A 20,270-nucleotide genomic window follows, 5' to 3' on the forward strand; every position below is an offset into this window, starting at 1 on the left:
TCTAGGGTGGGCCCACATGGCGCGGGGCGCCGGGGCACAGCCCGGCTGAGACGTACCCGTGGAACCTGATCTAGGTAGTGCTAGCGAAGGGAACGCCTCATGGGCTCCGTCCTGCCCCCCGACCCCCTGCTCGACGCCGCCGCGCGCACCCGCCCGGCCGGCCACCCCGTGGTGGCGCTGACGATCGCCGGCTCCGACCCGTCGGGCGGTGCCGGGATCCAGGCCGACCTGAAGACGTTCGCCGCCCTGGGCGGCTACGGCTGCGCGGTGCTCACGGGCCTGACCGCGCAGTCCACGACGGGCGTGACCCGGGTGCTGCCCGTCCCGGCCGACATGGTCACCGCACAGCTCGCCACCCTGTTCGCCGACGTCGCCGTGGACACGGTGAAGATCGGCATGACGACGGACGCCGAGGTCGCCCGCGCGATCGCCGCCGCCCTGCGCGACCTACGGGCCGGTGCGCGGCCGCCGTTCGTGGTGCTCGACCCGGTCATGGTCGCGACGTCGGGCGACCGGCTGCTGGCGCGCGAGGCCGAGACGGTGCTCCGCGAGGAGCTGCTGCCCCTGTCCGACCTCGTGACGCCGAACCTGCCCGAGGCGGCCGTGCTGCTCGGCACCGACCCCGCCCGGGACGCCGCCGAGGCCGCGGACCAGGCCCGCGCGCTGCTGGGCCTCGGCGCACGGTTCGCCCTGGTCAAGGGCGGGCACCTCACGTCCGCGGAGGCGGTGGACCACCTCGCGGGCCCGGGGCTCGGGGCGGGAGCCGGCGGCGTCGTGGCGCTCGCCGCGCCCCGGGTCGCGACGCGCAACACCCACGGCACGGGCTGCACGCTGAGCTCGGCGTGCGCCGTGCTACGGCCCGTGCACGACGGCTGGGAGCCCGCGGTGCGCGCGGCGAAGACCTACCTCACGGAGGCGCTGCGCGCGGCGGACGACCTCGTGGTGGGGGGCACCGGGACGGCGGCCGGGCCGTGGCGCGGCCACGGCCCCGTCCACCACGGCTTTGCCACCGCCTTGTCGCCTACGCCGTCTTGAGGATCTCCGCGGCCCGCGCCCGGGCCCAGGCGTCGGCCTCCAGCACGCCCTCGACCGACCCCGGATCGCCCGCGCCCGTCGCCGCGTGCGCCTCGACGACGGCGGCCACCGTGTCGACGATGTCGAGGAAGCCGATGGTGCCGTCGTGGAAGGCGTCCACGCAGACCTCGTTCGCCGCGTTGTAGACCGCGGGGAACGTCGCGCCGGCCTCACCGACCTGTCGTGCCAGGCGGACGGCGGGGAAGGCGTCGTCGTCCAGCGGCGCGAACTCCCAGGTGGCGGCCTGCGTCCAGTCGATCCCCACGTCGACGTCGGGCAGGCGGTCGGGCCAGGACAGGCCGAGGGCGATGGGCACGAGCATCCGCGGCGGGCCGGCCTGCGCGATGGTGGACCCGTCCACGAACTCGACCATGGAGTGGATCATCTGCTGCGGGTGCACCACCACGTCGATCGCGCTGAACGGGAGGTCGAACAGCAGGTGCGCCTCGATGACCTCCAGGCCCTTGTTCACCAGGGTCGCGGAGTTGGTGGTGACCACGCGCCCCATCGCGAAGTTGGGGTGCCGCAGGGCCTGCGCGGGCGTGACCTCGCGCAGCTCGTCGCGGGTGCGTCCCCGGAAGGGCCCGCCGCTCGCGGTCACCACGAGCTTGCGCACCTCGGACGCCGACCCCGAGCGCAGTGCCTGGGCGATGGCCGAGTGCTCCGAGTCCACGGGCACGATCTGGCCCTCGTGCCGCACGGCCGCCGTGACCAGCGCGCCGCCCACCACCAGCGACTCCTTGTTCGCGAGCGCCAGCGTCGATCCGGCCTCCAGCGCGGCGAGCGTGGGGCGCAGTCCGACCGAGCCCGTGATGCCGTTGAGCACGACGTCGCTGCCGCGGCCGGCCAGCTCGGTGGCGGCGCCGGGCCCGGCGAGCACCTCGACGCCGTCGGCCCCCGCCTCGGCGAGCAGGGCGGTCAGCGCGGGGCGGGCGGCGTCGTCGGCCACGGCGACGGCGCGGACGCCGAGGGCGGCCGCCTGGCGCGCGAGGAGCGGCAGGTCCGTGCCGCCGGCGGACAGCGCGTCCACGCGGAACCGGTCGGGGTTGCGCCCGATGACGTCGACGGCCTGGGTGCCGATGGAGCCGGTGGAGCCGAGGAGGGTGACGCTTCGCATGGGGCCATCCTGTCAGGCCCGGCGGGCGGGTCTCAGCCCTCCCCGGGCTGCCCCGCCCGCCCGCGGCCGAACATGCGCCACCCGCGGACGACGCCGCGCGGGTCGGGGACGGGGTCGCCGTCGGCCTCCCAGCCGGCGTCGCCGTCGAGCGGCACCACGTGGAGCCCGAAGTCCGCGAGGATCACCGGGATGGCACGGATCGCCGCGCGGTCCTTCTCCCGGTCCGCCTCGGACAGCTCGTCCCAGGGGCGCAGGTCGGGGTGCAGGCGGCGGGCGTCGTCCCGCTGCGGCCCGTAGGTCCAGCCCGCGGCCACCTTCTCGGCCGTCCAGCGGTCGTGCTCGTCCACGGCCCGCGCGTCCACGACGGGTTCCGGGATGCGACCGTGCTCGGTGCCGCGGGCGGGCGCGACCGTGCAGCCCATCTGGCGCAGCCGGTCCGGGATGGCCCGCACCTGGGCGCGGTTGGCGGCGCGCAGGTCGTCGGACAGCTCGGCCCAGGAGACCATGGCCGGCGTGCTCTCCCAGGCCACGCCGGCCGCGCGCTGGTTGCGCAGGTAGGTCAGGTGCGCCGAGACTGCCATGAGGTCGTAGACGTCGTCGTGCACCAGCGCGCCGGGTGCCGTCGCGCGGCGCAGCAGCGTGCCCGGTTCGACCACGTCGAGCCGTCCCCCGAGGTCGTCGAGGATGGCGCCGTCGTGCGTGCCGAACAGGCCGCCCAGCCCGGCGAGGCGGTTGAGGCGCAGCACGACGGCGCCCTCGCTCGCCCGCCACAGGTCGCTGTCCCGCAGTGCCTCGCGCAGGGCGTCGCCGTCGTCGTCGTGGCAGACGTAGATCCGCGCCGGGACGCCGATCGCACGCACGTCGGCGAACGTCTCGACCGGGACCAGCCGGCAGGCCGCGCGGACGGCGGGCCAGCGGGCGTGCAGCGCGCGGGCGGCGTCGTGCGCGCCGGGCCCCACCAGGGTGACCGTGAGCGGTTCGCCGCCCGAGGCGATCTCGACGCTCCGCAGCCGCGCGAACGCGACCACGAGCGCACGGCCGAACGTGCCGTGCCCGACCACCGAGACGTGCGGCGCGTCCCCGCGCACCACGAGCCGGTCGCGGCGGGCCAGGGAGCGGGCGACCAGCTCGCCGAGCGTGAAGAAGTCGACGCCGGGCTGGGGGTGGCTCAGGTGCCGCGCCTGGAGGGCCAGGGCGAGCTCGGGGTCGCTGACGTGCGCGTTGAGCCGCAGGCCGGGCAGGTCGGCGTTCCGGTCCACGCGGTTGGCGACGGCCACGGTGAGCACGTTGACGCCGGGCTCGTCGTCCTCGGCCTCGCAGGCGTACAGGACCGCGGCGCCGGCCACCCCCGCGTCGCGCAGGGAGTCGGCGTCGCCCGTCGCGGTCCGCACCACCAGGGCGCCCCGGGCCGCGAGGGCCTCGGCGATGAGGTCGGCGGCGGGCGTGCGGCCCACCACGATCGCGTGCCCGCGCATCCGGCGCGTCCGCATCAGCGCGAACTGGTCGGCGAACAGCGAGCGCACGGCCTCGAACACGGCGTAGCCGGTGGCGACCGGGGCCAGGAAGCGGGCGGCCTGGAGCTGCCAGGGCAGGTCGCCGCCGTCGTTGGTGGCCTCGGCGCCGAGCACGAAGAGCTGGACGGAGTAGTAGACGACGTCCCAGCCCGTGGTGCCCCAGGCGAAGCCGGGGTCGGTCCGGTAGACCGCGAAGCCCCACAGCCCCAGGCCGAACGCGACGCCGAACAGCCCTGTGAAGCCCGCGCGCACCCAGGAGCGGCGCATCCGCAGCCGCCGGGTACCGCCGCTCGGACGGACGAGCTCAGGTGCCGCCATCTCCCGCCTCCCTCAGCCGACCGTGCATTTCACCACGAAAGTGGCTACGGTCACGACCTGCGGCGACACTACACACCGGGGAGGTCTTTCCACCGGTCCACGACCTTCGCCGTGGAAGGGCCGCGGGGTCGAGGATGTCCGAACGGCGAGCTCGCTCCCTGTTTCCCGCCCACCGGGCGCACGCGGCACCGCGCACCGACCGGTACGACGCCTTTCTCTCCTACAGCCGTGACTCCGACGGCGAGTTCGCGCCCGCGTTCCACGCACAGCTCCTCGACTTCGACCGCCGCGAGGGCGTGCCGGACCTGAACGTGTTCCTGGACCGGACCGGGCTGGCCAACAACCCGAGCCTCTGGGACTCCATCCAGCGCAAGCTGGAGCGCTCGGACTACCTCATCCTGTTCGCGTCCGAGGGCGCCGCGAGCTCGCACTACGTGGCCAAGGAGGTCGCCTGGTGGCTCGACCACCGCGAGCCCGAGACCCTGCTGGTGGCGCTGACCAGCGGCAAGATCGTCTGGGACCAGACCAGCGGCGAGATCGACACGATCAGCACCACCGCGCTGCCCGCGCCGCTGGCGCACCGGATCGACCACGAGCCCAAGTGGACCGACCTGACGCGGCTGCGCCAGCGCCGGTTCTGGCGGCACCACCCGGACCGCCCCACGGCGCTGGCCGAGCTGGTGGCCCCGCTGCGCGGCCCCGACGTCAGCACCGAGGAGATCCTCAGCGCGCACATCGCCCGGCAGAGCTCCGTCGGGCTGCGCAACCGCCTGGTGAGCACGGCCCTCGGGGCCGCCCTGGTGCTAGCCGTCGGCGCGACCGGCGTGGCGGTCCGGGAGGCGACCCGGGCGAACGAGGCGGTCAACGCCAACGCGGCCCACCTGCTCGGGGCGACGTCGCACGTGGTGCACCAGGACGACCCGGCCACCGCACAGCTCCTGGCCGTCGAGGCGGTACGGCGCCTGCGCGACGGGCAGACCCGTACCGCGCTGTTCAACGCTGTCACGGCGAACGAGCCGGCCGACCCCTACCTGCTGCGCACCGTCGACGTGCCCGAGGAGACCGAGCTGGCCGACGTCGCGCCGACGAGCACCGGCGTGGTCGGCCGCACCGGCACGGGCGACCTCGTGCGCTGGAACCCCGACGACGGCGCCCCCGAGGTGCTGCGCGGCGACCGCACCCCGTTCGGCACCGTCACCGGCCCCGGGCGCACGGGGCCCGCCGTGGCGGGCAGCGCGGACGGGACGGTGGTCGCGGCCGTCGACGACCTCGGCGTGACGGTGGGCCGGTTCGGCCCGCTGCCCGAGGGCAGCACCAGCCGCCAGACCCACCTCGACCTGCCCGGCGCGACGGCGGTCGCCGTGACCCCCGCCGGCGACACCCTGCTCATCGCGTGGCACGACGCCGCCACCGACCGGGACCGGATCGGCAGCATCAACCTCACCGGCCGGGACCTGGCGGTCCTGGAGTCGGACGACGGCTCGCTGCGCCCCCACGAGCAGCACCTCGCGTTCCGCAGCAAGGTCGGCACGAACCTGTCGGTCACGTCGCTGGCGGTCGGCTCCAGCCGCACCGTGGCCGTGGCGGACGCCGCCGCGGGCACGCTCGAGGTCCGCGGCCTCGACACCCTGGAACCGGCCGCCGACGCACCCGTCGACCTGCCCGCGGACGCCGTCCCGTCGCCCTCGCTGCGCGACTGGGCGGCGCTGACTCCCGACGGCTCCGGCGTCACCGTGCACCACTGGGCGGACGGCACGGCGCGGACGGCCGACTGCCCGGTCCCGCGCGCCTGGCGACACCCGCAGATGGTCGCGATCGACGACGGCGCCACCCGCGCCCTGGTCGCCACCGACGACGGGCTCGTCGTCTGCGAGATCTCCGCCGGCACCGACGTGCACCGCACCTGGCACCTGTCCGGCGTCCGGCGGACCGGGCCGCCCGTCCTCGTGGGGACCGACCGCGTGGCCGTGGCGACGGACGGGCGGATCGCACTGTGGAGCACCGCCGGCACCGACGGGGACCTGCCGCTGCCGCCCGCGGCCGGAAAGGTCGCGACGTCGGCGCCGGACCATGCCGCCGACGGGCCCACGGCGGTGCTGGCGACCTACCGCGACCCGGAGACCCGGCAGGTGAGCACCGCCGCCGCCTGGTCCGACGGCACCGTCACCATCCACGGCCTCGGCACGGTGACCCTCCCCGCCGGCAGCCCCGACACCGGCAGCCCGCTGCTGCCGGTCTGGCTCGACGGCGACCGGCTCCTGCTGATCGCGCCCGACGGCACCGCCTACCGGACCCAGGGCGGGACCGTCGCCGGGTACGAGGCCGGGTTCCGCGACCTCGTCGCGCCGGGCCTCGACGGCGGCGACCCCGCCTGCGCGACCGTCGTCAGCGCCCAGCGCACGCGCGACGACGTGCTGCTGGTCGACGCCTGCTCCGGGCTGCACCTGCTCGACGCGGACCTGGAGGAACGGGCGGTGCACGTTCCGGGGCCGCTGGGCAGCACGCCGCGGCTGGAGACCGAGTGGGCACAGCCCGGCCGCGTCGCCGTCACCGACGACGGCCTGCGGGTCGCCGTCGCACCCCGCGACTTCTCCCTGCGGGTCGCCGACCTGGACGCGGTCGCCCGCGGCGAGCGCGACGTCTGGACGGTGCGCGGCAGCAGCGTGGCGCAGGTACGCCTGATCGGCAGGCGCGACGGCTCCGGCACGCTGCCGGACCAGCTCGTCACCCTGGGCCTGGACTCGGCGGTGCGGCTGCGCGGCGTCGACGACGGCTCCGACCCACGGAGCCTGGACCTCGCCGGCACCTCCGGCGACGTCCTGGCGGTGCTGCCGGGACCGAACCTCGTGGCGCGGAACCAGGGCCCGGCGCTCGCGTTCTTCGACATCGAGACCGGGCAGAAGGTCGGGGAGCTCGCGACCCGGCTCTACTCCCCCGGCGGCACCGTGGCGGCGAACGACGTGCACGCCGCCGACGGCCAGCTCCTGGTGGTCCAGGACCACGGGGTCACGACCGGCTGGACGTTCTCGGACGACCAGATGATGGCCCGCGCGTGCGCCATGGCGGGCCGTGAACCCACGGCGGCGGACATGCCGGACGGCGTGCCCCTGTCGAGCACCCCCACCTGCCCCGCAGCCCGCTGAGTGCTGGGTATTCGCCCTCCTGGCACACCTAGAAGGGCGAATGCCCAGCACTCACGGTGGGGCGGGTCAGGATTCCAGGCGGGTGGCTTCCTTGTCCGTCTCGTCCGCCTCGTCGTCGCGGCCCTCCTTGCGCAGGACGCCGGACAGCGAGCGCATCGAGGTCACCGCGTCGCTCTTGACGAGGTCCGACGTGGTGCCCCGCAGCTTGCCCCACAGGCTCATCGCCTCCTCGGCGACCTCCAGCACCTGCGACCGCTCCTTGCCGCCGAGCGTCGACGTCGTGAACGTCTCCAGCGCGTGCTCGAGCACCTCACGCTGCTTGTTCGGGTCGTCGTCGTCCAGGCTCTTGTAGAGCTGGACGGCCTCGCCCATCAGCTTGGTGGTCGGCTTGTCCTGGTCCTTCGCAGCGGCCTGGCTGCCGAACGACAGCAGCGCCACGGCCAGACGTGACACCGTGCTGCCGGTCTCGCCGGGCAGCTTCTCCGCGCCCGAGGCCACCAGCTGGTGCAGCCGGGCGGCGGTGCGCGTCTCGAGGTTGTCCTCACGCTCCGGGGCCTGGCCCTCCGCCGGGGCCGGGCTCGCGGCCGGCGTCGTGCCGGCCTCCTGCTCGGCGACCGGTGCCGCCGTCTCGACGGCCGGTGCCGGCTGCGGCGCCACCTCGGGCGCCGTCTCCCCTGCTGCGGTGACCTGCGCCGCCTGTGCCTCCTGAGGCAGTGCGTCCGTGCTCACTCGTTCCTCCTGTCCACGGTGCGACGAAACTACCAGAACGGGCGTTCAGTCCGGTATGCACCGCGACGCGCCCGTAGACGGCGCGCGCGCACGCCCGCCACGGCGTCCACCCGGTACCGTCGGCGGCCATGGAGACCACCATCCGGACCTGGTCCCGCAGCGCGGCCCGCGACCTCCTCGGGCGCGCCCGCGCCCGGCACGCCCTGGGCTCGGACGCACTGACGGAACGCGCCGCGGCACCCGAACGGGTACGAGCCGCCTACCGCGCCGCCCGTGACGCCACGGTGCTCGCGGAGCTCGCCGAGGTACCCACCGACCGGATCCGTGAGGTCAGCACCGGGCGCCTGCGGGTCGGACCCGTGGAGGCCGCCGGGTTCCGCACCGTCGCCCAGGTGCTGGAGGCGACCGCGCCGGAGCTCGAGGCCGTGGCCGGCGTCGGCCCGCGCACCGCCAGGCTGCTCCAGGACGCCGCGCGGCAGATCTTCGACGCCGTCGACGCCGCGCTCACGTTCCGCATCGCCCACGCCCCCGCCGACCCGCTCGCCACCGGCCTGGTGCGCGCCCTGCACGCCCACGAGCAGGTCGCCCGGTTCTTCGACGCCTGGGGCGAACGGCTCGACGTCGACGTGCCCCGGCTGGCCGACCTCGAGCAGGCCGGCGCCGTGCGCGGCACCCTGGTCCGGCGTCTGTTCGCCGGCCGCGACCGCACCGCGACGGCCGACGCCGCCCTGACCGACCTGGACCGGACCGTCGAGGGCCTCGACCGCTCCGGTGTCACCGACGCCCTGCGCCGCCTGGACCAGGCGCTGACCGGGACGCCGGACGAGGAGGTGTGGCGCGACTACGAGCTCCGCGCCGCCGCCTACTACACAGCGCTCGGCGACCTGGTCGACCTCGGCGTCGACGTCGAGGCCGCGGAGGGCTACCTGCCCGAGGAGGTCGTCGACCAGGTCACGAACCAGGATCTGGACACGTCCCTGCTGACCGTCTCGCTGCGCGGGTACCAGGCGTTCGGCGCCCGCTACGCGCTGGTGCAGCGCCGCACGATCCTCGGCGACGAGATGGGGCTCGGCAAGACCGTCCAGGCCATCGCGACCATGGCGCACCTCGCCGCCCACCGCCGCCGGCACTTCCTCGTCGTCTGCCCCGCGAGCGTCGCGTCGAGCTGGGGCCGTGAGGTCGCGGCGCACTCCCGCCTGCCCGTGCGCGTGCTGCACGGCGAGGACCGGGACGACGGCATCCGTGCGTGGGTGGCCGACGGCGGCGTCGGCATCGTGACCTTTCCCCAGCTCGGGCACGTGCGCGCCGACGGGATGCCCCGGCCGGCGCTGCTCGTCGTGGACGAGGCGCACTACGTCAAGAACCCGCGGGCCCAGCGCTCGGAACGGGTCGCGGCCTGGTGCCGGACCGCCGAACGGGTGCTGTTCATGACGGGCACGCCCATGGAGAACACGGTGGACGAGTTCCGCAGCCTCGTGCGATACCTCAAGCCCGAGGTCGCGGAGTCGATCGACCCGGCGGCCGGCCTGGCGGGCGCCGCGGCGTTCCGGCGGTCGGTCGCCACCGTGTACCTGCGGCGCAACCAGGAGGACGTGCTCACGGAGCTGCCCGAGCTGGTGCAGGTGGACGAGTGGGAACGGTTCGGCAGGCACGACGGCGCCGCCTACCGGCGGGCGGTCCTGAAGCGCTCGTTCGCGGACATGCGCCGGGCGGCGTTCGTCGAGGCCCCCGAGCCGACCGCGAAGCTGGTGCGCCTGCGCGAGATCGTCGCCGAGGCGATGGACAACAACCGCAAGGTCGTCGTCTTCTCGTTCTTCCGGGACGTCATCGAGCGGGTGCTGGCCGAGCTCGGCCCGCTCGCCGTCGGCCCCATCACGGGCTCCGTGCCCGCGCGGCGGCGGCAGGAGCTGGTGGACGAGTTCACGCGCTCGCCCGAGCCCAAGGTGCTGGTGAGCCAGATCGAGGCGGGCGGCGTGGGCCTCAACATCCAGGCCGCGTCCGTGGTGATCCTGTGCGAGCCCCAGGTCAAGCCGACCGTCGAGGCACAGGCGATCGCCCGGGCGCACCGGATGGGTCAGGTCCGCACGGTGCAGGTGCACCGGCTGCTGGTCGAGAAGAGCGTGGACGAACGGCTCCTGGAGATCCTGGGCACCAAGGCCGAGCTGTTCGCCGAGTACGCGGGGCGGTCGACGGTGGCGGTGGCCCCGGGCGCCACCGACGTCGCCGACACCGAGATCGCCCGGCGGATCGTCGAGCAGGAGCGGGCACGGCTGGGCGAGGAACCGGCGGCCTGACCGACCGCTCTTTCCTCGCGGACCGGCTCGCCACCTGCTGAGATAGGGGCATGCCGGCCACCACTTTCACCCGGGGTCCCGTCCGCGCCGCCGAGCGCTCGCCCGCACCCGACCTGGCGCGCGGCTTCATGCTGCTGCTCATCGCGATCGCCAACACGCCCTACTACCTGTGGGCCAGCGAGATGAGCGCCGGCGCGTCCCACCCCAGCGACGGCTCGGCGATCGACAAGGTGGCCGACTTCCTCATCATCGTGCTCGTGGACCTGCGGACCTACCCCATGTTCGCGTTCCTGTTCGGCTACGGCATGATGCAGCTCTACAACCGCCAGACGGCCTCCGGCACCTCGCCGGACACGGCGCGGCGGCTCCTGCAGAAGCGCAACGGGCTGCTGCTCGCGTTCGGGTTCGTGCACGCGGCCCTGCTGTGGATGGGCGACGTGCTCGGCGCCTACGGCCTGGCCGGGCTGCTCATGGTGTGGCTCTTCTTCCAGGTCAAGGACCGCACCCTGCTCGTGTGGACGTGGGTGCTCGGCGGGCTGCTGACGATCGGCACGGCGTTCGCGGTGGTCGGGGCCTGGTTCACGGCGCAGCTCCCCGCGGACGACCCGGTCGCGCGCGAGCTGGCGGCCGGTTTCGCGACCTCCACGGGCGAGTCGATGACCACCACGTCGTACCTCGCCTCCATCAGCGAACGCCTGGCGTTCTGGGTCCTCGGGACGGTGGGCCAGGGCGTGCTCATGCTCGTGGTCCCGATGATGCTGCTGCTCGCCTTCTGGGCCGGCCGCCGCCGCATCCTGGAGAACCCCGGTGACCACCTGCCGCTGCTGCGCAGCGTGGCCGTGGTGGGCCTCACCATCGGCTGGCTCGGGCCGCTGCCGTCTGCGCTCGACCACGTCGGCGCCTTCGGCGTGCCGGACCACGCGGCCTGGGTGTTCCTCCCCGTCCAGGTGCTGACGGGCTTCTTCGGCGGGCTGGGCTACGTCGCACTGTTCGGCCTGATCGGCCACCGCGTGGCGCAGCGGCGTACCGGCACGCCGTCCGGCAACCTGTTCCTCACCGACGGGCCGTTCGCGGGCGCCGTCCAGGCGGTCGGCAAGCGGTCGCTGACCTCCTACCTGCTCCAGTCGGTGCTGTGCGCCCCGGTGCTCGCCGCGTGGGGCCTGGGGCTGGGCCAGCACCTCGGCTCGGCGAGCATGCTGCTGTACGCCGTCCTCGTGTGGACCCTGACCGTGGCGTTCGCCGTCTGGCAGGAACGCACCGGCCGGCGCGGCCCGGCCGAGGTGGCGCTGCGCCGGCTGGTGTACGGCAGGCCCGTGCAGGCACCCGCGGCGTGACACGCACCCGGCTGGACGAGCCTGCCGCCTGAGATTTTCACCCTTTTTCGTCGCGACCCCCGCGCTGACCTGGTGTGATGTCCCCATGTCAACAACCGTCCTGATCAGGGGACCCGTCCAGGCCGCCGAACGATCGCCCGCGCCGGACCTGGCCCGCGGCTTCATGCTGCTGCTGATCGCGATCGCCAACACGACGTACTACCTGTGGGGCTCGGAGATGAATCCCGGGACGTCACACCCCCGGGACGGCTCGTCGGTCGACAAGGTGGCCGACTTCCTGACCATCACGCTCGTCGACATGCGGACCTACCCCATGTTCGCGTTCCTGTTCGGCTACGGCATGATGCAGCTCTACCACCGCCAGGTCGCCTCAGGGACCCCGGACGCCACCGCCCGCGGCCTCCTGCAGAAGCGCAACGGGCTGCTCCTCGCCTTCGGGTTCGTGCACGCCGCACTGCTCTGGATGGGTGACGTGCTGGGCGCCTACGGCCTCGCGGGCCTGCTGATGGTGGCGTTCTTCTTCCGGGTGAGGGACCGCACGCTGATCGTGTGGACGTGGGTGCTCGGCGCACCGGCGGCGCTGCTCGTGGTGCTCTCGGCCGTCGCCGCGGGGTTCATCGCACAGCTCCCGGCCGACGACCCCACGGCACGACAGATGGCGGCCGACTTCCTGCCCTCCGACAGCGAGTCGGTGTCCACCACGTCGTACCTCGCCTCGATCGGCTGGCGGCTGGCGTACTGGACCTTCGGCACGGTCGGGCAGGGCGTGCTCACGCTCGTGGTCCCGGTGATGCTGCTGCTCGCCTTCTGGGCCGGCCGCCGCCGCATCCTGGAGAACCCCGGCGAGCACCTGCCGCTGCTGCGCCGCGTGGCCGTCGTAGGCCTCACCATCGGCTGGCTCGGGCCGCTGCCCGCAGCCCTCGACCACATCGGTGCCATCGGCGTCCCGGACCACGCCGCCTGGGTCTTCATGCCCGTGCAGATCCTCACGGGCTTCTTCGGCGGGCTGGGCTACGTGGCGCTGTTCGGCCTGATCGGCCACCGCGTGGCGCAGCGGCGTACCGGCACGCCGTCCGGCAACCTGCTCCTCACCGACGGGCCGTTCGCGGGCGCCGTCCAGGCGGTCGGCAAGCGGTCGCTGACCTCCTACCTGCTCCAGTCCGTGCTGTGCGCCCCGGTGCTCGCCGCCTGGGGGCTCGGGCTGGGCCAGCACCTCACGTCGTGGACCATGCTGGTCTACGCCGTGCTCGTGTGGGGGCTGACCGTGCTCTTCGCCGTCTGGCAGGAACGCACCGGCCGGCGCGGCCCGGCCGAGGTGGCCCTCCGCCGCCTGCTGTACGGCCGCCCGGGTGTCCCGACGACGTGAGGGCCGCGCCGACGTGAGGTGCACGGCGACGTGAGGTGCCGCGACCACGTGAGTGCCGCGACCACGTGAGGTGCGCTTCTACCCAGTCATTGCGCCCGGAAACCACGCCTGGCATGGGCGCAATGACTGGGTAGAAGCGCACTTCGGGGCGAGACGCCGATGGCGGAGCCGGACCGGGCGGCGACGGGCCGGACGGCGACTGGTCGGGCGGCGGCGAGCCGGGGGTGACGAGCCGGACGGCGTCAAGCCGGATCGGGCAGGATGGAGCCCCCCGGATCAGGTCAGACCGGGAACGAGTCGACCGGCTCGTCCTCGCCGTCGCCGTCCGTGTCCACCGAGATGGTGCGCGTGCCACCGGCGGTCTCCATGACGACGTCGGGGCGCCCGTCGCCGTCGGTGTCGTACAGCTCGACGTCGGGCACGCCGTCGCCGTCGTAGTCCTCGAACTGGGCGTCCACCACGCCGTCGCCGTCGGTGTCGGCGACCTCGACGTCGGTCACGCCGTCCCCGTCGAGGTCGAACTTGCCGGGCTTGTCGGCCAGGAACTCGGACACGTGCTTCTCCTTGCGCTGTGCTTGCTCGTCGTGCCGTCCACGTGGTCGTGGCCGCTCCCCCGATCATGCACCACGCGCGGCCCGGGCCGGGCGACCGGCAGACGTATCGAGAATTTCACCCTCTTCCCCTCGCGGGTGAAATACCAGGACGCATAGATTCACCCCATGCTGATCCAGGTACGCAAGACCCGTCGCCGTGGCGCCCTCCTGGCCGCCACCACCTGCGCGCTCCTGGTGGCCTCGGGCAGTGCCGTCGCGGCCGTCACCCCGGGCACCGGTTCCGACCCGGCCGCGCAGGCCTGGTCCGTCGACCTCGCCACCCTCACCGCCGACGACACCGGGGTGCGCCACTCCGGCGGTGCCCTCCGCCTCTCCTCCCCCGCGGACGACGGCGCCGCTGCCCCTGCCGAGGACGGCGCCGCCACGCCCACCGCCGAGGCCCCCGCCCCGGTGCCGGACGCCGGCACGCAAGCCACGACGCCGGACGCCGGCACGCAGGCCACCGGGCCCACGGGGCCCACCGAGCCCGCCGCCGCACCGTCCGCCACGGCGGACCAGGAGCGCTCCGGACAGCTCGTCGCCCCGCCGGTGACCCTCGACGAGCCCGCCGGGAGCGTCACGGCCGAGGTCGACGCCACGACCCCGCACGGCACGTCGGTCCTGGTCGACGTGCGCGCCCGCCTCACCGAGCAGGGCCCCGACGCCTGGACCGAGTGGGTCCCGGCGGGCTCGACGCTGCCCGCGGCGTCCGGCACGGTGCAGGCACGGGTCACGCTCGTCGGCGCGCAGGCCGTGGGGCCGACGGTCCGCGAGGTGACGCTCACGCCCGCGGCTCCCCGGTCGCGGTCCCTCCAGGACGTCGAGGCGGAGTCCGCGACGACGTCCGCCGCCGACGTGTACCGCGTCTTCGCCACCCGCGAGGGCCTCGTGGGCGGGACCACGGCGAACGGGCACGTCATCACCCAGCGCGACCACTTCGTGGCACTGCCGTCGCGGCGCGGGCTGTCGGCGAACAGCTCGGGCAGCTACTCGGTGCGGGTGTGCGCGGCCAGCACCGGCCGGTGCGCGTACGCCCCCGTGTGGGACGTCGGCCCGTGGAACACCACCGACGACTACTGGAACCCGGCGAGCACCCGCCAGTCCTGGACGGACCTTCCGCAGGGCCGCCCTCAGTCGCAGGCCGCGTACGAGGACGGTTACAACGGCGGTCTCGACGGGTTCGGCCGCCGGGTCGCCAACCCGGCCGGCATCGACCTGGGCGACGGCACCTTCTGGGACGGCCTCGGCCTGACCGACAACGCGTGGACCACCGTGACCTATCTCTGGACGGGCAGCGGCCCGCGCGGGATCGTCCGCACCAGCGGCGGCCCCCTCACCGTCCGTTCCGGTCCCGGCACCGGGACCTCCGCGGTGGGGCTGGCGGGCAACCACGCGAACGTGGTGATCGAGTGCACTGCGACGGGCACCACCGTGACCGGCACCTACGGCACCACCAACGTGTGGAACCGCATCGGCCCGGGCAACTGGGTCTCGGACGCCTACGTCAACACCGGCTCGTCGGCCCCGGTCGCCCCGAGCTGCTGACGCGGGGAACGAGGTCGTACCCGCCGGGGTACGACCTCGTTCCGCCGGCGCCTCAGCGCGAGGCACGCCGGAGCAGGGCCGCGGGCGGGAGGGTGAGGGCGAGGGTCGCCACCGCGACCACCGCCGCGGCGAGCGGCGGGAGCGCCGCCACACCGCTCGCGGCGACGACGGCGGAGGCCAGCGCGGCGCCGACGGCGATCCCGCCGTTGAACAGCACCGGGATCAGGGCCCCGGCGAAGGAGCGACGCTCCGGTCCGGCCAGCCGCAGGATCAGCGTCTGTGCGAACGGCGGCATCCCGCCCGACGCCACACCCCACGCCACGACCACCGCGACGCCGACCGCGGGGTGCACGTCCACGGCCCCAGGCCCAGCAGGGTCAGTGCCGTGGCCCCCACGCTCATCACGAGGGCGGGCCCGCTGCGGTCGCCGAGCCGGCCTGCCAGGGCGACACCGACCGCCGACGCGATCCCGAAGACCAGCAGGAGGGTGCTCATCCCGCCCGGCAGCGCCTGGGCCGGCCCCTCCGTCAACCGGGTGACGTAGGTGTACGCGCCGTAGTGACCCACCAGCACCACCGCCACGAGCGCGGTCACCGCCAGCAGGGGCCCGGACCCGCTCCGCGTGCCGCCGACGGCGCGGCCGGCGGCGCCGATGTCCCCGACGCCGTCGTCCCCGGCGCCGCGGCCGGGCGTCGTCCCGTCGCTCGTGGTCCCGTGCCCCGCCGTCGCGGGGCCGCGTCCAGGCGTCCCTGCACCGTGCGCGGCAGGCTCCGCGGCCTGGTCGGGAGTCCCGGCGACCCGGCCGGGCGTCCCCGCGACCGCGAGCCGCACCGCCGCCGCGGCCACCAGGCTCAGGACGGCCAGGGCCCAGAAGGCGGCACGCCACCCCGCGGCGTCGGCCACGAGCCGCGCCAGCGGCGTGCCCACCACCATGCCCAGGGTCGCTCCGCCGAGCACCACCGCGATCGCGCGTCCGAGCAGGCGGTCCGGGACCAGGTCGGCCACGTGGGCGTTGGTGGTCGCCCACAGCAGCCCGACGGCGGCCGCCCCCACGACCCGGGCGCCCACCGCGACCGGATAGGTCGGCGCGAGCGCCGTGAGCACGGACGACGCCGCGAGGACGGCCAGGCCCCCGGCGATCACGGTGCGCCGGTCCCACCCGCGCGTGAGCCGCACCAGCGGAAAGCTCAGCACCACGACGACGGCCGCCCACATCGAGACGAGCAGGCCGGTGCTCGACTCCGCGACGCCCAGTCCCGCGCTCATCTGCGCGAGCACTGCCGTGGGCAGCATCTCCGCGGTGACCATGAGGAGCGTCCCTGTGCCGAGCACGAGGAGCGAGGGCCAGGGCAGACCGGCGGCGGGCGGTGCGGGGTCCGCCGGAAGGGTGTCGATGCTGGTGGTGGTGGCTGCAGTACGGCCTGTCGTGTCCATGCCCGCCACGCTAAAGTTTGACACTGGTGTCAATGTCAACCCCGGTGTCCATCCAGTGCGGAGGCAGGCCATGAAGATCGGTGAGCTCGCTGCCCGGACGGGCGTCACGACCCGTCTCATCAGGTACTACGAGCAGCAGGACCTCCTGGCGGCCGACCGTGCGCCCAACGGTTACCGCACCTACACGGAGGCCCACGTGGAGCGGGTGTCACGGGTGGCCGGGCTCGTCCAGGCCGGCATCCCGACCCGGCTCGTCAAGGTGCTGCTCGACGCCGAGGCCGCCGCCGACCGCCAGGACCCGACCTGCCCGCGCGAGGTCGCCGAGCAGCTCGCGACGGAGCTGGTGGGGGTCGAGGCGCGCATCGACTGCCTGACCAGGAGCCGGGACGCGATCCGCGGATTCCTGACGGCCACCCGGCACGAGGTGCTGCTGCGCGAGGCGCAGGAGGCGGCGGTACCGGCCTGACCCACCCGTGCCGCAGCAGACCTGGGGCCAAGACCTGGGGCCGAGACCTGGGGCCGAGACAGAGAAGAGCCGGAGCGCTAATCAGCGCTCCGGCCCCTGTCTTCCCGGCGCGGCCTACTCGACGCCGAGCAGGACCTCCACCGCGCGGCTCAGGAACGCGTCCACCGAGGCCTCGTCGTAGGCGTCCGCACCCCGGGCGCGGCCGAACGTGGCCGACCGGATGTCACCGGCCGTCAGCGGCTCCTGACGGTCGAAGTAGCCGATGAGACGGTCGCACATGTCGTCGACGTCGTCCTTGTCGTACCCCTGCGAACCGCGGTCGGCGGGCGCGAACTTCTCGCCGTCGGGCCGGCCCAGCCGCCCGTAGAGCGAACGTGCCCGCTCCGCGAGGGCGTTCATCCACGCCTGCTGACCGTGCGCCGCCGCGTACTCGGCACGCTGCCGGGCGATGAACGCCGCCTCGAGCCGGTCGAGCGCCGCGTCGACCTCGTGCGTGTTGTAGCCGCCCCGGGTCAGGTCGAACGTGGACGCCTGGATGTCCGCGCTCGTCAGCCTGTCCGCGGTGCGCCCCTCGTAGGCCTGCCGGGCGTGCTCGAAGAACTCGTCGACCTCGTCCTTGTCGTACCCCGTGCGCATCCGGGGAACGGTGTTGAACATCCCACTCACTCGTCGTCCTCCTCCGCCGCAAGCTGCCCGCAGGCGCCGTCGATATCGCTCCCGCGGGTATCACGGATCGTGGTCGGAATGCCGTGACCGCGCAATCGTGCCACAAACTCGTCCTCGACCTCACGGTCGCTCGCGGTCCAGATCGAGCCGGGCGTCGGGTTGAGCGGGATCGGGTTCACGTGCACCCAGCCGCGGCCGCGGGCGTTGAGCTTCTCGCCCAGGAGGTCGGCGCGCCAGCCGTGGTCGTTCATGTCCTTGATCAGCGCGTACTCGATCGAGACGCGGCGCCCGGTGACCTCGAAGTAGTTCCGCGCGGCGTCCAGGGCCTCGTCGACGCTCCAGCGCGTGTTGATGGGGACCAGCTCGGAGCGGAGGTCGTCGTCCGGCGCGTGCAGCGAGAGGGCGAGCGTCACGGGGATGCCCTCCTTGGTCAGCTTCTGCATCGCCGGGACCAGGCCCACGGTCGAGACCGTGATGTTGCGGGCCGACATGCCGAAGCCCTCCGGCTGCGGCGCGACCAGCGCGCGCACCGTCTCGATCACGGCCTTGTAGTTCGCCAGGGGCTCGCCCATCCCCATGAACACCAGGTTGTTCAGGCGGGTCGCGCCACCCGGGATCTCGCCGTCGGCCAGGGTGCGGAAGGCCGCGCGGACCTGCTCCAGGATCTCTGCGGTGGACAGGTTGCGCGTGAGGCCGAGCTGCCCGGTGGCGCAGAACGGGCAGGCCATGCCGCAGCCGGCCTGGCTGGACACGCACAGCGTGGTGCGCTGCGGGTAGCGCATGAGCACCGACTCGACCTTGGCGTCGTCGAACAGGTGCCAGAGGGTCTTGACCGTGGTGCCGCCGTCGGCCTCGAGCGTGCGCGTGGGACGGATCAGGGACGGGAACATCGTCGTCGCCAGGTCCTCGCGGGTCCGCGCCGGGAGGTCCGTCATCTTCGCCGCGTCGCTCGTGTAGTGCGTGAAGTAGTGCGTCATGAGCTGCTTGGCGCGGAATGCCGGCTCACCCGCCTCGACCACGGAGGCGACACGCTCCTCGGGCGTGAGGTCGGCGAAGTGCCGCGGCGGCTTGCCGCGACGGCGCGGGGCCATCTGCAGGGGGATCGCCGGGGTCTCGTCCGAGGGGCGGACGGTCGGCTGGGCAAGGGGAGTTTTCATCAGGCAACCACCGAGAGCACGAGGTAGACGAAGGGCGCTGTGATGACCAGCGAGTCGAGGCGGTCCAGCACGCCCCCGTGCCCCGGGAGCAATGAGCCCATGTCCTTCAATTCTAGGTCACGCTTGAGGAGCGACTCGGCGAGATCGCCCACCGTCGCTGTGATCGCGGTCATCACGCCGAGCGCGACGCCGAGCACCGGGCTCTGGCCCAGCCCGTACACCGCGCCGATCACCCCCACCGCCGTGGCCAGCACGATCGAGCCGGCCAGGCCCTCCCAGGACTTCTTGGGGCTGACGGTCGGGGCCAGCGGGTGCCGGCCGAGCAGGACGCCCGCGACGTACCCGCCGGTGTCGTTGGCGACCGCCAGGAGGATGAACAGCGCCACGCGGATCTCGCCGTCCGGCTGCGCGAGCATGAGCACCACGAAGCCCGCGAGGAACGGAAGGTAGGCCGCCGCGAAGATCGCCGCCGCCGAGTCGCGGACCGCGGCCAGTCCGGAGCCGTCCAGCGCACGCCACACCACCGTCGCCGCGACCGTCAGCACGAAGGCGACGAACAGCGCCTCCGCGCCGCCGCGGTAGGCGGACACGATCATGCCCGCGGCGCCCACGAACAGGGGCACCATGGGCAGCCGCAGCGCACGGCGCGCGAAGGCCTGTCGCAGCTCCCAGAGCCCCGCGCAGAGCAGGACGATCACGAGGAGGACGAACGGCTCGGGCCGCCAGTACAGCGACGCGCCGACGCCGCCGAGCAGGCCCACGCCGACGAGGATCGCGGCGGGCAGGTTACGGCCCGCCCGCGACTGCTTGGGGGCCGGTGCGGGCTCGGGATCTGAGGTCACGTGGGGGTGCGCGTCGTCTCGCTCGGTTCTCTCTCGGGGCGGTGCGGACATCAGACCTCGAGCAGCTCGCTCTCCTTGCTGGCGAGCAGCTGGTCGATCTGCTCGACGTGGCTCTTGGTGAGCTTGTCCAGCTCCTTCTCGGCGCGCGTGACCTCGTCCTCGCCGGCCTCGCCGTCCTTGACGATGCGGTCCAGCTCCTCCTTGGCCTTGCGGCGGATGTTGCGCACCGAGACGCGCGACTCCTCTGCCTTGGCCTTGGCGAGCTTGACGTAGTCGCGCCGCCGCTCCTCCGTGAGCGAGGGCAGCACGATGCGCACGACGTTGCCGTCGGTCGCCGGGTTGACGCCCAGGTCGGAGTCGCGCAGCGCCTTCTCGACGGCGGGCAGCGAACCCTTGTCGAACGGGGCGACCATCACCGTGCGGGCGTCCGGGATGTTGAACGACGCGAGCTGCTGCAGCGGCGTCGGGGCACCGTAGTAGTCCACGGTGATCTTGCTGAACATCCCAGCGTTGGCACGACCGGTGCGGATACCCGCGAAGTCCTCCTTGGCGACCTCGATCGCCTTCTCCATCTTTTCCTCGGCCTCGAGGAGGGTCTCGTCGATCACCACTGCTCCTTCATTCGTCTACGGGTGGTGCCTGGGCCACTCTACGGACACTTTGCCCGGCTACCGAAAG

The 20,270-nt window shown here is 74.0% G+C and carries 17 protein-coding genes and 1 riboswitch; of the genes, 7 read left to right on the forward strand and 10 right to left on the reverse strand.

Going from position 1 to position 20,270, the window contains the following annotated elements; translation table 11 throughout:
* Window positions 1-12: 12 nt before the first annotated feature.
* A riboswitch (TPP riboswitch) is annotated at window positions 13-110 on the forward strand.
* Window positions 100-1,035, forward strand: a complete 936-nt coding sequence (gene thiD, locus ACO229_RS13090; protein WP_423465189.1) for a bifunctional hydroxymethylpyrimidine kinase/phosphomethylpyrimidine kinase — start codon at window positions 100-102, stop codon at window positions 1,033-1,035. (Overlaps the previous riboswitch by 11 nt.)
* On the opposite strand, the gene dxr is transcribed toward thiD, so the two are convergent.
* Complete coding sequence (gene dxr / locus ACO229_RS13095; RefSeq protein ID WP_423465190.1) at window positions 1,022-2,191, reverse strand: 1-deoxy-D-xylulose-5-phosphate reductoisomerase; 1,170 nt, start codon at window positions 2,189-2,191, stop codon at window positions 1,022-1,024. The genes thiD and dxr overlap by 14 nt on opposite strands.
* A gap of 32 nt (window positions 2,192-2,223) precedes the next feature.
* Window positions 2,224-4,023, reverse strand: a complete 1,800-nt coding sequence (locus ACO229_RS13100; protein WP_423465191.1) for a RyR domain-containing protein — start codon at window positions 4,021-4,023, stop codon at window positions 2,224-2,226.
* 134 nt (window positions 4,024-4,157) lie between these two features.
* On the opposite strand from ACO229_RS13100, the gene ACO229_RS13105 reads away from it, so the two are divergent.
* Window positions 4,158-7,166 (forward strand): hypothetical protein, encoded by a 3,009-nt coding sequence (locus ACO229_RS13105; protein ID WP_423465192.1) that lies wholly within the window; start codon window positions 4,158-4,160, stop codon window positions 7,164-7,166.
* 66 nt (window positions 7,167-7,232) lie between these two features.
* On the opposite strand, the gene ACO229_RS13110 is transcribed toward ACO229_RS13105, so the two are convergent.
* Window positions 7,233-7,895: a hypothetical protein gene (locus tag ACO229_RS13110; RefSeq protein ID WP_423465193.1), complete on the reverse strand. Its 663-nt coding sequence runs from the start codon at window positions 7,893-7,895 to the stop codon at window positions 7,233-7,235.
* A 128-nt stretch (window positions 7,896-8,023) separates the two neighbouring features.
* Between ACO229_RS13110 and ACO229_RS13115 the strand changes: the two genes are divergently transcribed.
* From ACO229_RS13115 to ACO229_RS13125, 3 genes are all read left to right on the forward strand, one after another.
* On the forward strand, window positions 8,024-10,189 hold the full coding sequence (locus ACO229_RS13115; protein ID WP_423465194.1) for a DEAD/DEAH box helicase: 2,166 nt from the start codon (window positions 8,024-8,026) through the stop codon (window positions 10,187-10,189).
* A 50-nt stretch (window positions 10,190-10,239) separates the two neighbouring features.
* The gene (locus tag ACO229_RS13120; RefSeq protein WP_423465195.1) at window positions 10,240-11,523 is read left to right on the forward strand and encodes a DUF418 domain-containing protein; all 1,284 of its coding nucleotides are present in this window, start codon (window positions 10,240-10,242) and stop codon (window positions 11,521-11,523) included.
* Between the two features lie 85 nt (window positions 11,524-11,608).
* Window positions 11,609-12,889 carry a DUF418 domain-containing protein gene (locus ACO229_RS13125; protein ID WP_423465196.1) on the forward strand — a complete coding sequence of 427 codons (1,281 nt, stop codon included), beginning with the start codon at window positions 11,609-11,611 and terminating at the stop codon, window positions 12,887-12,889.
* 281 nt (window positions 12,890-13,170) lie between these two features.
* Here the strand turns inward: ACO229_RS13125 and ACO229_RS13130 are convergent, their stop codons facing one another.
* Window positions 13,171-13,443 (reverse strand): hypothetical protein, encoded by a 273-nt coding sequence (locus ACO229_RS13130; protein ID WP_397416061.1) that lies wholly within the window; start codon window positions 13,441-13,443, stop codon window positions 13,171-13,173.
* 165 nt (window positions 13,444-13,608) lie between these two features.
* On the opposite strand from ACO229_RS13130, the gene ACO229_RS13135 reads away from it, so the two are divergent.
* On the forward strand, window positions 13,609-15,027 hold the full coding sequence (locus tag ACO229_RS13135) for a hypothetical protein (protein WP_423465197.1): 1,419 nt from the start codon (window positions 13,609-13,611) through the stop codon (window positions 15,025-15,027).
* 52 nt (window positions 15,028-15,079) lie between these two features.
* Here the strand turns inward: ACO229_RS13135 and ACO229_RS13140 are convergent, their stop codons facing one another.
* Window positions 15,080-15,322 carry a hypothetical protein gene (locus ACO229_RS13140; RefSeq protein WP_423465198.1) on the reverse strand — a complete coding sequence of 81 codons (243 nt, stop codon included), beginning with the start codon at window positions 15,320-15,322 and terminating at the stop codon, window positions 15,080-15,082.
* Entirely contained in the window at window positions 15,298-16,461 is a 1,164-nt protein-coding gene (locus tag ACO229_RS13145; RefSeq protein WP_423465199.1) for an MFS transporter, read from the reverse strand. The genes ACO229_RS13140 and ACO229_RS13145 overlap by 25 nt, the downstream gene beginning before the upstream one ends.
* 70 nt (window positions 16,462-16,531) lie before the next feature.
* Here ACO229_RS13145 and ACO229_RS13150 point away from each other — a divergent pair, with 70 nt between their 5' ends.
* On the forward strand, window positions 16,532-16,927 hold the full coding sequence (locus ACO229_RS13150; protein WP_397416068.1) for a MerR family transcriptional regulator: 396 nt from the start codon (window positions 16,532-16,534) through the stop codon (window positions 16,925-16,927).
* A gap of 114 nt (window positions 16,928-17,041) precedes the next feature.
* Here the strand turns inward: ACO229_RS13150 and ACO229_RS13155 are convergent, their stop codons facing one another.
* The 4 genes from ACO229_RS13155 to frr all read right to left on the reverse strand — a co-directional run bounded on the left by ACO229_RS13155 (window position 17,042) and on the right by frr (window position 20,200).
* On the reverse strand, window positions 17,042-17,584 hold the full coding sequence (locus ACO229_RS13155) for a DivIVA domain-containing protein (protein WP_397416309.1): 543 nt from the start codon (window positions 17,582-17,584) through the stop codon (window positions 17,042-17,044).
* A 5-nt stretch (window positions 17,585-17,589) separates the two neighbouring features.
* Window positions 17,590-18,684: a 23S rRNA (adenine(2503)-C(2))-methyltransferase RlmN gene (gene rlmN, locus ACO229_RS13160; RefSeq protein ID WP_423465301.1), complete on the reverse strand. Its 1,095-nt coding sequence runs from the start codon at window positions 18,682-18,684 to the stop codon at window positions 17,590-17,592.
* Window positions 18,685-18,749: 65 nt separating this feature from the next.
* Window positions 18,750-19,592, reverse strand: a complete 843-nt coding sequence (locus ACO229_RS13165; protein ID WP_397433127.1) for a phosphatidate cytidylyltransferase — start codon at window positions 19,590-19,592, stop codon at window positions 18,750-18,752.
* Window positions 19,593-19,642: 50 nt separating this feature from the next.
* Complete coding sequence (gene frr / locus ACO229_RS13170; protein WP_397416072.1) at window positions 19,643-20,200, reverse strand: ribosome recycling factor; 558 nt, start codon at window positions 20,198-20,200, stop codon at window positions 19,643-19,645.
* Between the last annotated feature and the right edge of the window lie 70 nt (window positions 20,201-20,270).

It is taken from the genome of Promicromonospora sp. MS192 (assembly GCF_049532985.1).
Classification (GTDB): Bacteria; Actinomycetota; Actinomycetes; order Actinomycetales; family Cellulomonadaceae; genus Promicromonospora.

What these genes read in the sequence shown, in the direction of transcription:
- thiD (WP_423465189.1), top strand. Translation starts at nt 100, where the DNA reads ATGGGCTCCGTCCTGCCCCCCGACCCCCTGCTCGACGCCGCCGCGCGC.
- dxr (WP_423465190.1), bottom strand. Translation starts at nt 2,191, where the DNA reads ATGCGAAGCGTCACCCTCCTCGGCTCCACCGGCTCCATCGGCACCCAG.
- ACO229_RS13100 (WP_423465191.1), bottom strand. Translation starts at nt 4,023, where the DNA reads ATGGCGGCACCTGAGCTCGTCCGTCCGAGCGGCGGTACCCGGCGGCTG.
- ACO229_RS13105 (WP_423465192.1), top strand. Translation starts at nt 4,158, where the DNA reads ATGTCCGAACGGCGAGCTCGCTCCCTGTTTCCCGCCCACCGGGCGCAC.
- ACO229_RS13115 (WP_423465194.1), top strand. Translation starts at nt 8,024, where the DNA reads ATGGAGACCACCATCCGGACCTGGTCCCGCAGCGCGGCCCGCGACCTC.
- ACO229_RS13120 (WP_423465195.1), top strand. Translation starts at nt 10,240, where the DNA reads ATGCCGGCCACCACTTTCACCCGGGGTCCCGTCCGCGCCGCCGAGCGC.
- ACO229_RS13125 (WP_423465196.1), top strand. Translation starts at nt 11,609, where the DNA reads ATGTCAACAACCGTCCTGATCAGGGGACCCGTCCAGGCCGCCGAACGA.
- ACO229_RS13135 (WP_423465197.1), top strand. Translation starts at nt 13,609, where the DNA reads ATGCTGATCCAGGTACGCAAGACCCGTCGCCGTGGCGCCCTCCTGGCC.
- ACO229_RS13140 (WP_423465198.1), bottom strand. Translation starts at nt 15,322, where the DNA reads ATGCCGCCGTTCGCACAGACGCTGATCCTGCGGCTGGCCGGACCGGAG.
- ACO229_RS13145 (WP_423465199.1), bottom strand. Translation starts at nt 16,461, where the DNA reads ATGGACACGACAGGCCGTACTGCAGCCACCACCACCAGCATCGACACC.
- ACO229_RS13150 (WP_397416068.1), top strand. Translation starts at nt 16,532, where the DNA reads ATGAAGATCGGTGAGCTCGCTGCCCGGACGGGCGTCACGACCCGTCTC.
- ACO229_RS13155 (WP_397416309.1), bottom strand. Translation starts at nt 17,584, where the DNA reads ATGTTCAACACCGTTCCCCGGATGCGCACGGGGTACGACAAGGACGAG.
- rlmN (WP_423465301.1), bottom strand. Translation starts at nt 18,684, where the DNA reads ATGGCCCCGCGCCGTCGCGGCAAGCCGCCGCGGCACTTCGCCGACCTC.